This is a genomic window from Fibrobacter sp. UWT3 (genome assembly GCF_900230125.1).
Lineage (GTDB): Bacteria > Fibrobacterota > Fibrobacteria > Fibrobacterales > Fibrobacteraceae > Fibrobacter.
The window spans coordinates 25,947-38,642 of sequence record NZ_OCSS01000004.1 but is presented as its reverse complement, the minus strand read 5'-3'; the positions used below and the strand labels follow the sequence as shown (position 1 = coordinate 38,642).

Genomic DNA, 12,696 nt, shown 5'->3' with positions numbered 1-12,696 from the left:
ATTTAACTAGATTTTGCACGTAGGAAGGAGCGCTCCTCGCTTCCGTATTTGTTGTATGGAAAAAGTTTACTAAAGAGGAACATATGAAAACAGTGTTTCACGCTCTTTTCCTTTGCGCATGGATTGCGCTTTTTGCCGTATCTACGGGTTGGGCGACTCCCATAGAACTCTCTTATGATGAAAGTGCCCGCGAATATTACGTGAACATGTATAAAAAGGAAACGTATGAGCTGACTCTTACGTCTGAAGATGTTGCTAATGGCATAACGTCGTTCATGGTGTATGACGATGGCGGAAAAAATGGAAATTATGGCGATGATTGTGATGGAACCCTTGTGATGACAGCCCCAGAGGGTTATACGTTTAGGATTGCGGGGTCTTATGTTGGGGAAAACTATGATACGGATGTATTGTCCATCTATGATGGAAACATCAACGGTAATAAACTCTTTAGCAAATACGGTTCATCATTTACCGTAGGACCTTTTGTTTCTAATAGTGGAGTCTTGTCTGTTAGTTATACATCAGATGGTGGTGTAAATGATAGAGGATTTGATTTAAAGGTATTGCTTGTTTCCAAGCTGGATGATGATGGAAGTGGCTATCATGCTGTCGTTCCGGTGGCGGGGGATGGAAATGCTGTGATTCCAGAAGGTGCGACTGCTGTGAAGGTCTACGACAATGGCGGTGCCGACGGAAATTATAGCGATAATTCGGATGCGTCCTTTACTCTGTATGGACCATGCAGGAGTTTAATAAGAGGGTAGCATAAGCTACTATATTCATTGCGCAACCCCCAAAAGGTAAAACAATGGCAAAAATCAACTATAGCTCCGAGACAAGGGAACAGGTCATCAAGCTGGTCCTGAAAGGCGAAAAGTCAGCAAACCAAATAGCCAAGGAACTCGGAATCGGGCCCAATACAGTCGGTCGGTGGGTAAACGAGTACCGCAAGGAACACAACCTGCCGAGCTACCGCGAGGAACGGCGAATCCGCAAGGTGTCCGTCGAGGAACTCGCCGCCAAGAACAGGGAACTGGAAAAACTCCTGAAGAAGCGTGAAAAGGAGCTTGCGGACGAGAAGGAGACGGTAGAGATCCTAAAAAAATCCCTGCACATCTTTATGCGACCACACGACTGAAATGCGAGGCGATACACGTGAACCGCAAGAAATACTCAGTCAGGAAGATGTGCAGAGCCCTAGGAATACCGCAGTGTTCCTACTACCAGTGGTCGCGCCAGCAGGAAAAACGTGCCGAGAAGAAGGCCCGCGAAGAACGGCTTGTCCAGAAGGTCCGCGACACCTTCGAAGAAAACCACCGCGTGTACGGTTGCCCGAAGATGCTGGCGGCACTCCAAGACAAGGGTGTCGAGGTAAAGGTGTGGAAACTGCGCCGCATCATGCGCGAGAACGGGCTCTATCCAGTCACACTCAGGAAGTGGAAACCCTACCGCAAGGGCAAATGCGACGCCATGTACAGCGAGAACCTGGTGCAGCGTAAGTTCGATCCCGACAGCCTGAACGCCGTCTGGGCCGGCGACATCACCTACGTCAAGACTACGCTTGGCTGGGTGTACCTTGCCGTGGTGTTGGACCTGTGTAACAAGGAGGCGGTGGGCTACGCCGTAAGCAAGAACATCGACACGGAACTTGTCAAGCGCGCGTTGTCCAATGCCATCATGCAACGCGGCCATCACGACGGGCTCATCTTCCATTCCGACCGCGGCGTGCAGTACAGTAGCATGGGTTACCGCACGATGCTCTCGGAGAACGGGATAACGCCCTCGATGAGCGCACCGGGCTGCCCCTACGACAACGCCTGCATGGAAAGCTTCTTCGCAAGCTTCAAGAAGGAGATGGCCTACAGGCGTGACTTCAAGGACATCGAAGACGTGCGGGAGGCCGCTTTCAGGTATATCGAGCTGTTCTACAACCGGAAACGGCTCCATAGTTCGCTGGGATACATGACTCCGGTTGAATATAGGCTGTCAAAACAGGCTGCCTAGACCACAAGGGTATACCACTTAACAAGAAAAAAGGATATATTTAACTTAACCGGTAATGAATATGGTTGTTCATGAACCCACTATTAAAAAAACTACAAATCCAGTATGCTCCCAATGGAAATTATCTACAGTTGACAGGGAGCATAGCGTTGCTTAATGGCGACTATTTATCTGTCATTGATGGCTCGGAACGGGTGCTGAATGAAATGAGTGGAACCGTTTCTGATATCGGGACCTACGTTAGTAGGAATCGAGAATTGACATTCCAATTCCATTCCGATGAAGAAGGCAATGCTGCCGGTCTTGATTTGAATGTTGCAGTTCTGGATGGCTCTGTCGGGCATTCTGTTGAAGTTGCGACATCTGAAAACGGGTTGCTTAAAAGTTCTATATATTCGGAAGTGCCTTTGTGGAAAGAAGTGATGTTAGATGCCACTCCTGCTTATGGCTATGTGCTGGATGGCGTTAGCGTTATGGCGGGCGAGACTCCGGTAAAAGTTAACGGCGGTAAATGGTATTCTGCAGGTGTAGCCTCGTTCGACATGCCGTATAGCGATGTTGCTGTGACTCCTTCGTTCACGAATGATTTGACTGCGGCAAACCTCCATGTGGAGATGCCTCTGGCGGAGGCTGTCAACGTTTTTATTCCTGATGGGGTGACTTCGTTTAAGGTGTATGACGATGGCGGCAGTGTGGGCAACTACAGTGCGAACACTTCGGGTAAATTGGTGTTGACTGCGCCTAGAGGGTATGTGCTGAAGATTTATGGCTCCGTGACCACCGATGGCAGGGACGGATTGACCATCTATGATGGAACGGAAGGTGCTACTACTTTGCTGAACAATGCCGGAAGCGTTGCGCCGGGAAGAGCTTTTGATATCGGCACTCTGTTCAGCAGGAAAAATGTCATGACGTTGGCCTTCCAGTCTAACGGCACGACGGAGTACGCGGGGCTTGATTTGACAGTGACCGTTGTTGATGCGTCTGAATTGCATGAGGTTGTACCCCTTCCGTTGACGGGTGGTCTGATTAGTTCCGATAGGCAAGCGGCTTTTATTGGGGATGTCGTTACGCTGACCATTACTCCAGAACCGGGCTATGAAATTGCGACAATCAGTGCTGTGGGTTCGGACGGTAAGTCATTGCCTGTAACTAGAGGAACCGGTGTGTATGCGAATACTGCCACGTTTACCATGCAAGAGCAGAACGTAACTGTCGGAGCGACCTTTGTCAAGACTGTTCTTTCGCCGTCGGAAATTACCTTTGATGATAACGGATGTCTTGCCAATAATACCTATTTCCATGTGGAATGTGGCGAAGTAAGTTCCTATGGAAGACTGTTCTACAAAACATGCCGACTTTCACAGATAAAGACCGATGATCCAAGTGCGCACGACTATGCTTGCTGGAGCGGTGAAGTAAGTCTTTTGCATGAACTTGATTCTACATTTGATTACTTGTTTGAAACTTATAATGCTGATGTATCTGCAGATTTATATATAGAATTGGCCTCGAATTTGTATTTGGGTGGCTATGACGCTACTGCAGGCAAATGCCGAATGGCGTTTACTCCGGTTCGGCCGGAATATGATATCCATGGCGAAGGAAAAACCATTGACGGCTTTTGTTTCGTTGCTCCGGAAAGACAAAATGCGGGCTTTTACGATGGTTATCCCAATGGCTCTATCTTGGATTTGACTTTTGCAAATGCTTATGTGAAGGGTGAAACGGCTGGTGTAATTAGTTCTAGAAACAACTACCAGATGCTGGGTCTTAAGAATGTGCTTGTAGATGGGGCGTATGTCCACGGCGCGCGTTCTGCGGGTGGATTGTTTGGTGCCGCTACTGATGCGGATCTTGCAATGTTCCAGACTGTGGGTGTCAAGAATTCTACAATCGAAGTGGACATTTCGGAAAATGCCGAAGATGGCGAAATCTTTGCCGCAGGTGCCTTAACCGCAAGGATGTCGTACTCGCGCAATATGTTGGATACCATTGTCTTTGAGAACAACACGGTTCGTGCAACGGGCACGTCTACGGCGACAAACGGCAAACTTTACCTGGGCGGATTGATTGGCTACGTGGAAAAGCATTCATGGGAATCGGATGTTTCTCTTGTAGATAATCTGATTGTGGTTACTGGGACAGCAGTAGAGGATGCTTCTTCGTATAAGCAAGAATCGAGTGTGGGCGGGCTTATCGGCTATGTGGAACCGAGTGTTTCCGTGTCGCTTTCGAATGTTGAGTTTGGCGGCTCCATTACGGGCGGTGGAACTACGGGCGGTATTATTGGGCGTGTGACGCACAAAACGGGGAAATCGTTTGTAGTCAAAGGCGCAGTTGTCAATGCTGTGATTAGCGGCGGCGCAAAGATGGGTGGCGCATTGGGCTATTACGATGGCTCCGATAATGGTGAAGATGCCGATGCGCCTGCAATGATGGTGAATCTTTCTGAAATCGCCTTTGCCGGTTCCGTGGGCAAGAGTTGCAATACGAGTTCTAACGTGGGCGGCCTGGTGGGCGAAATTTACCAGGAAGCCTACAACACTGATTTGTTTACTATTGAAAAATCTTCAGTGAAGTCGGGCTCTTCTAGCCCTGTCGTGCATGAATCGGCCTGCGACGGGGTGGCGCTTGTTAATACCAATGTGGGTGGAATAGTGGGCTTGGTAAACGAAGTTGAAAGCGGGAACAGTGCGCAGGGGTTGAACTTTACGGTAAAGAATACGTACTCCGTTGGCGACATCTCTGTGGCGGGAGCGACAAATTCTTCTGTCGGTTATATCGCCGGTGCGATTGTTCTTGATTTTAATAATTTCGTTTTGCCGACGATTTTCAACAACTACCACTATGGCAACGATGCGGTTGAGACAGGTTTGGGGCGCTATGAGTACTGGAATAGTCTGGGTGCTTACACTTCGGCGGAATGGCGTGAAGGGGCAACCGGGAACTTCTATGCAAACGTGCGTAATGGTAATGCGTCAAATGGCCTCGAGATTACTGGAAAACTTGGGTACTATAAACATTCCGAGTCAAATGAAGAATCGACGACGTGTGATTATGGTGTAGAAATTTTCCCGTATGGTGTGGAAGAAGGCGAGGAAACCAATTACTATATCGCACTCGGCCAGGTCGTGAAAAACGGGGTGGCTTCGGATGCCGATATGAAGTCGGGTGTGCTTGCCGCTCTGATGAACTTGAATCCGGCGGTTTATGAGGAAGATTCTGAAACGGGTGAGCAATGCCGTGTTGAAAAAACGAATTCTGTTTGGGCTTGGTCTGGAGGCGAGAACGACGGACTCCCGTTCTTTAACGATGGGTTCCGCAATTCGAGTGAAATCGTCATGATGAAGGTGGAATCTCCGCTTTCTTTGACTCCGGAACAGCAGTCCAACTTCGGTTTCTATGATGCGGAGGCGGTGTTTGAAGATCGTACGGCGTTGGTGGGGGCCCCGTATATGGTCGGTGTTACGGACGCAGCCGGGTATGTAAATCCTGAATTCCGGGAAAACGTCAAGGCTGTTATGGACTTGTTCAAAAATAACGCGAACTCTCCGCAGCAGGTGAGACTGACCGATGGTTATGATGACCTGGTCGATATTGCAGGCAAGTTTAAATCTACGGGAAAGATTTTCCTGAAAAGCGCTAACACCTATGCCGTGGAATATGTGTACTGTGCTGAAGAAGAGGATGACTGCCTGCCGATAGATGAAGTCGACGACAAGACTATTGTGTTCACTGCGCCTAGGTTGTCATTTACCAACAATGACGTTTCCGCTGATTCTGCTGTGATTCCTGCCGCTTTTGTGCTGGACGAAGTAGGTTCTCTCCAGATGGGAGTAGAATTCCTGGATGAGACGGGCGAAATTCTCCAGCCGGAGCAGGAAAATCCTTATTCTTTAACGTTGATGCCGTTCCCTCCTTCGTACTATGAAATTGCCAGCTATGCTGCAAGAACATTGCCTGCAACCAAGACGATAAGGCTCAAGTATGGTGAGTCTGGTGCAAATTATCCCAATATCTCGCTGAAACAATCTTCGTATGCGGACTTTGAGTATGAGGTATTTGGCGTAGATAAGGATGGCGAAAAAATTGTTATTCAAACAGGGCATCCGTCGAATAATCCTGAAAATGACTATTCTGCATCTGTCCCTTATGGTATGTATTTTGTTGCAAAGGACTTTGCCGCAAAACCGGGTTATACATATGAATCGTATACGCTAGAATATGAGGCTTCAGAACCACGTGATTGTGAATTGACAATGGAACTTGATTCTGTTGAAGTTGAAAACAATTACTTTGTTCGTGCCAGTGAAACGGAATCTTCTTTGGGAAGGTGCGAAAGCCGTAAATGGATTCGGCGAGGGCTGACGGATAAAGATACCATCGATTTGACCGATGTCCGCCAGGCTAAGTTGCTGAAGGGGGGTGGACTCCAACAGCAGTTCTCGATTATTGCTAATTACAAGGGTATTCCGTACAGGATTGTGTTCAATAGCGGAGTTGATCTCCATTTGATGAATTATGACCAGCCATCGGTCCTTAAATTGTATATTGAAAATACCGGAATGCCTTTCCCGTCGCTTTATTCTTTAGACAAAACTGATAGCTTGGTGTTCCCCAAATTGCATGGGGCGACATATACAACGTTTAGGGCGATTATGTCAAGGCTCTATTTGCTGGAACTTGCAGGATGGAGCCTGAATGAAGGAGATCGGAATCTTGTTACAGAGAATCCGACAGGAATATTTACGGAACTTTCGGAGGAATTTGTTGCTGCTGCTCAATCGTATATGCGGGTGGGTGAAGATGGAATCAATGCTATACAGTTGTATCCTGTGTGGTATAAGCCTATACCTGAAATAGGAACGAATGACATAAACCTGTTGAATACGACGCAACTTATTATTGATTGTGAGGGTTTTATACTGTACGGGGATTATCCGTACAATAGGTATTGTTCGACTCTTCCCGGTACTCTTGTCCTTTCTCAGAAATTTATAAATGGGGGGGTAGAGACTGTTTGGGAAAATGTTGTAGACACCCGTTTGGATATGTATAATAAAAATGGTCAGGTGATTCACCAGTTTGCAACAATGCTCCCTTATGGCAGCAATGTTCTGCTAGATGTCGATTATCGCTCGGCGCCTGGTTTCAAGGTAAAGGGGGTGAAGTTTAGCCAAGATGACGAAAAGTATGTCTACGATGCGAAAAACAAGACTCTCGAATTGAAGGAGGCCATGAGCAATGGAACGAATATTGTGGCTACGTTTGATTATGAGTTAATCCGCTATAATGTGAAGCTCGATTTTTCTGCGTACAATGGCGAGATATTTGTGGGCAAGGATGCTCCCGTATCACAAAAAATGACTCTTGCTTCCGAAGATGCTGTAGTTGTTCCCAAGTTCTATGCAGTTAATAAGGACAATGGCCGTTTGGACCCGGTATCTTGGTCGATAATGGTGAACGGTGAACTTAAAGGGTTCTATGAAGATACCATGCTGACGCAGGATTTGGTGCGGAGGCACGACGAAGCGTATTTGGAAAAGCAACTCGTGGATGGGTTTGATACAATGACCTTGTTCGCAAATTATGAAAATACATTTAGTTATCATGCTGACAGTTGGGCTTATGGCTCTACGATGAATATTGAGTTGATTGCGCTTACGCCTACTTCCGACGAATCCGGTTATTCTATTATGGAAATAGATGGTGTGAAATATGAAAGAGTGTATAGCTCTGGTAATTTCCCCGGGAAGCTTGTGCTTACGCAATCTTATGCGAATGCCAGTGAACGGCAATTAAAGCATGAATCAGAAACTTATTGCGAGGGCTATTATTGTGGGCAAATGTTGCGTGTGCCTGCTGTTGATGATACATTCTCGTTTGCGGTATCTTTGAAGCCGGATCCTGGATTTGGTATGGAATTACTCGGGTCCGATTATTATCCGTACAAGGAAGAATGGGAAGTGACACCGTACGGAAAACCCGTCAATTGGGGTTACAATGACGAGACGGACTCCTTGATTATCCAGCCGAGCGAAAATGCTATGACGCAAATGGCGTTTTTCGTGAAATTCATGATGTATGATTACAATGTTACGTTCTTGCCTCCTGTTTCGGGCTCTGGAGTCTTTGTAGCAAACGAGGTGCGTGCGGGTTCCTCTGCTGGTGACGCTGTGTATGGGGTGGGTTGGCGTGATGGCGGTCATGTAAACGCGATGTCGGTTGATCCTCCTCGGTTATATAATTCTGAGGGGTGTCTTGTTGGCTGGAAGGTTGACGGAGTCGCTGATTCTCATGGTGATAGGGATGTCTTGGAGATGCTCAGATATGCGACACCTCTCGTGTCTGAAGAGGATACAACTATCAACAAATTTGTGCCTGATGGAGAAAATCCGTTGTGTAGTGATAGCTCGTGGGTAAACGAGTTTTACACCTTGACCTTGGAAATCGAGGGCAACGGTACCCTTGACATGGTGCAGAAAGTTGGCGAAAGCTATGTACATCATCCGTTTGTTGCTGAAGAAGGCGTTTTGACGCTCAGGGTTCCTAAAACATCCTATCAGGGATATGAAAACGCTGGCGTGACTCTTATGCCCGTGGTGCTGCCTGAGGACGGCTATGAGCTTAAGGAACTGACTTACAATATCTCTCAGAACGGAAACGACATGACCGTTGTGATGGAGGATAGTGCCGCGCTTAATATTGCGGAAAATCAGAGATGGCACGTAAAGTTTGGTTCGTTTGACCCTGTCTATATCGCTTTTGACCTGGCGCTCAACGAGGACGATTCTTCGAAGGTATGGCTCCCGTCGAATGCAGTGGCTAATGGCGAATACCAGATTACTGCGGATGAAACGACAATTCCGTTGTGGATTCCTTACCGCGCCGACAAGTGCTTCGCTGGTTGGATGCTATCAGGCTTGCCGCAGTCCAATGGCGATGGTGAAGTTGAAATAATAAAGATTGTTTCTGATTTGACTGCGCAGAATATTGGCGAGTACAGTACCTCTCCGAAGATGCCGACCTTGCTTACCGCAGTTTGGGTGGATTACGGTGAACATTGCAGTTATCCGACAAGCCCAGTCAACATGGCTCTGCGCTACTACGAAGACAAAGACAACTTCGTTGAAATGGCCGAAGGCGATACGCTTGTCGTGACGCAGACTCTCGGCGATGCGACTTTTATGCATCGCGATGTTGGATATGATCTGGAATTGGCGGATAATCCTGTCGGTTATGATATCTCGGTACGCATTATTCCGGGAGCGGGCTATGCATTTGATGCATCGGATTCCAAGATGAGCGCGTATGTGCGGTACTTTAGCGAGAATGCTTGGCTTACTGATACGGTTGAGCAATCGGATTTGGGTTACAGGATTAAGACCGCGGGAGATTCGGCGACATATTATTTTGGTCGTAAGGAAGTTGAAAGGCTCTTTGTCTACGATATGAATGTCAGGAATACGACAGTTTTCTATGAAGATAACTGGGACAATCTGTTCTTCCCAGTGGGAGTGCTGCGTACGGACGCCCGCTTGCTTGGATGGGCTCTCTCCCGCACAAGCTACAAGTATTATACCGTGTATGACTCCACCTTCCAGAAAGACTTGCAGTCTTATCTATCGATTGGTATGCGGGCTGACACCCTCTACGCCGTGTGGGATGAGTATGCCGTTGTTGAAAATGTCCGCGTGATAAGTGAAAACGAAAAGAACGGCTTGTTTGTCATTTCACAGACCGTAAACGGCATGGAAACCGCTCCTATCGAGGTGGCATCGCAGGGAATCCAGATTCCGTACAGTGAAAGGGGAATCACGTTTAATGTGAAGTTCGAGGTCAGGCCCGGCTACTATATCAATGCCGAAGATGCCCTGAGTAGTAAGAATATTGACGGCGTAGCCGTTGCGCATGTTGCAAATGGTGGAAAAATGGTACTCGGGCGGGCGAACTCTGTGCTCGGTGCAATGGTTGCTGCCTACACTTACAGTTTTACATACAACGTAAATGGCGGCGACGCAAACGTCTTCTATGGTGACGGCTGGTCCGGGAACGCGGTCAAGTCCCTTGACGATTCCGTACTTGCCTTGCCGAACAACATTTATCGTGCCGATGCAAAGCTTGTGGGATGGGCGCTTGATTCTGCCGATACGGTTGGAGTGCTCGATATGTCCTCTGATTTCGTTGGGGCCTTGACAGACAGTTCCCGCGAGGCGACTCTTTATGCGGTGTGGGAGGCAGCCAAAGTCAGGACCTACAGGGTGACGTTCGCGAACACGAATGTAGGGAGCCTCGTGCTTACGCAGGATGTCGATAATACTACGGTCTCGTTCGACGTGGCCGATACGGGCCTCGTTGTCCCCGTTGTCGATGGCGGTTTGCGCTTCAAGGCGGCATACACGCTCAAGGCGGGGTATGCAGGCACTACGGATTCCATTTTCGTAGTAGATAATCTTGGTGAATTCATGACGTCGCTTACCGATGGTTCTTTGACGGTAAACGAGGACGTGACACTTGCTATTCCTGCAGAAGGCGAAGCGTACACGCTTAAGTTTGATGTAAATCGCGAATCCGGAACGCTGTTCTATGGCGATGACTGGACTCCCCGCGGGAAATATGTCTTGAGTGGGGATTCTTCCTCCATCCCGTTGCCGACGTATGTCTATACGGCTGACCGGTGCATGGTGGGTTGGAGTCTCTCAAAGAAGGGAGATGGTGTACTTTATACGCAATTCTCCAGCGAGATGGTGGAGGCTTTGCGGCACTTCCAGCCCGATGACAGCGTTCATATTCTCTATGCGGTCTGGGGTAGCGGGGAGGCTTGCGACGATATGTATAACCATGTCGCACTCCATGGCGCGCATGGAACTGTCGCGCTGGTAGAGGTGGCTACTGAAGCAGACGCCGCCCCGGTAAAACACGATTTTGCTGCCGGCGATGCGATTCTCCTACCGAAGGTCATGAACGGTAACATGTTGCGGGTGCGTTCTCTCCCGGATTCCAGCTACGTGCTCGATTCGCTTGTGGTTGTCCGTAATCAGGGTGAAGAAAGGCTTGCCACCTTTGAAGGCGGTGTGCTGCCTTACAATCTTGAGGGGGCGACTCTTGTGGCTCACTTCGGCAAGGCGAATAAGATCGATATTGCGTTCGTGAATCCGAAGATTGACAAGACCGGTAACGCCATCCGTTTTGGTTTCGCAACGAGCAATTTTGAAGTTACACGTAAGGTTTCTGCTTACGTGCGGCTTGAAACGATTGATGGTGAATTCGTTGACGAGGCTTATCTAGGGGATTCCCTTCTGCCGCCTTACGGAGGAAGTTGGGAAAAGTACCCGCTCGGTGCTGGCAGGTACGTGCTGACCGCAATCCTCTCCGATGCTAGGGAATCGGTCGAGTTTGTAGATGCATTTGAAGTGGTTTCCGAAATCGCTGCGGTTGCAGCCGAGGGCTGGCAGATGATTTCCATCGGACATCTTGACAAGGACGCTATGAATTGGGATGGCGATGCCAAATTCTACTGGTGGGATGAATCGAGCGTCTATGGCGACTTCTGGCAGTATAAGGAATTCAAGCCGAATGACGAAATCGATCCTGCGCGTGGTTACTGGTACAGCTCTATCGAGGGTAGGCCGCTTATCTTGAAGCCGGATGCCAAGGATTCCGATATCGATAATGTGGTCTGGTCGCTCGATAGCATCAACAGCGGTTGGAACCTGGTGGCTAACCCGGTGGGCTTTGCGCTCGACCTCTATGGCGACCATCCTGAAGAGAATGTGGACCCGACCGAAGAATCCCGGACCATCTTCTATCACTGGAATAGCGAGATGTCGGATTACGAGGAGGTGACGGTTGTGGGCCCTTATGAGGCTGTTTGGGTAAAGGCTTCAGCCTCTACCGAATGGCTTGTACCTGTGCGCCCAGAATTCGCGAAGCCCTCGGATTCGCTGGATTTGGATTCCTCTGCGAAATCACTTAACAAGAGAGCCCTCCTTGCGAAGGCGGACGGCCTGGAAGACTGGAGAATCAAGTTGGTTCTTTCCGATGCGAAGGGCCATAGGGATTCCTGGAATATGCTGGGTGCAAGTCGCAGGCCGTTTGCCTCCGACGAGCCTCCCGAGGGCATGGGCGACCACGTGAAACTTTCCGTGCTGGATGGAAACCGCATGCTGGCCAAGTCCGTGAAGGCTCCTGCCGATGAATATGAATGGAAGATTGCGCTCAATGCCAGTTCCGAGCGCTATGGCGAACTGCGTCTCGAAGGGATCTCTGACCTGAATGCTTACGGACTTAAGGTGTTTGTGACCGTCGATGGCGAGACAACCGAAATGCACGAGGGCGAGGCCCTGCGCCTGCTCCTCAAGCCGAATGCCATTGAGGCGACCGTGTTCGTGGGTTCTGCTCCGAAGGTCGCGCTGGTCAAGACGCTTGCCGGCCTCAAGGCGGTGCAGGCGGGCGCGACCCTCCAGGTGGACTTCGATGCGGGTGCGGGCCTTGCGGGCAGTGCAGTGCGCGTGGACGTGCTCGACCTGAAGGGTAACGTTGTCCGGAGTGTGGCTTCGAGTGCCCTTGCCGGCGTGAACCGCGTGACCCTCGATGCCCCGAAGCCGGGTATCTACATGCTCCGCGTGCGTGCGGGTAGCCAGATGAATGCCGGCCGTATTCTTGTGAAATAACCCCAAAAACGGC

Annotated in this window: 4 protein-coding genes and 1 pseudogene; all 5 read left to right on the top strand. The window is 49.2% G+C overall.

From position 1 onward, the window contains the following. Positions 1-83 precede the first annotated feature (83 nt). The 5 genes and pseudogenes from CRO08_RS15705 to CRO08_RS15690 all read left to right on the top strand — a co-directional run bounded on the left by CRO08_RS15705 (position 84) and on the right by CRO08_RS15690 (position 12,683). Positions 84-767 carry a CUB domain-containing protein gene (locus CRO08_RS15705; RefSeq protein WP_097037001.1) on the top strand — a complete coding sequence of 228 codons (684 nt, stop codon included), beginning with the start codon at positions 84-86 and terminating at the stop codon, positions 765-767. Between the two features lie 44 nt (positions 768-811). Beyond that, positions 812-1,141 carry a transposase gene (locus tag CRO08_RS15700; protein WP_097034692.1) on the top strand — a complete coding sequence of 110 codons (330 nt, stop codon included), beginning with the start codon at positions 812-814 and terminating at the stop codon, positions 1,139-1,141. A gap of 17 nt (positions 1,142-1,158) precedes the next feature. Then, positions 1,159-2,007, top strand: a complete 849-nt coding sequence (locus CRO08_RS15695; RefSeq protein WP_176495014.1) for an IS3 family transposase — start codon at positions 1,159-1,161, stop codon at positions 2,005-2,007. A 71-nt stretch (positions 2,008-2,078) separates the two neighbouring features. Continuing rightward, a pseudogene (locus CRO08_RS17665) lies at positions 2,079-3,230 on the top strand (hypothetical protein); the annotation flags it as partial. Between the two features lie 465 nt (positions 3,231-3,695). Further along, a complete protein-coding gene (locus CRO08_RS15690) occupies positions 3,696-12,683 on the top strand; it encodes a hypothetical protein (protein WP_141398426.1) in 8,988 nt (2,995 codons plus the stop codon). Positions 12,684-12,696: the final 13 nt, after the last annotated feature.

Coding starts and splice junctions, on each gene's coding strand:
- CRO08_RS15705 (WP_097037001.1), top strand. CDS start 84: ATGAAAACAGTGTTTCACGCTCTTTTCCTTTGCGCATGGATTGCGCTT.
- CRO08_RS15700 (WP_097034692.1), top strand. CDS start 812: ATGGCAAAAATCAACTATAGCTCCGAGACAAGGGAACAGGTCATCAAG.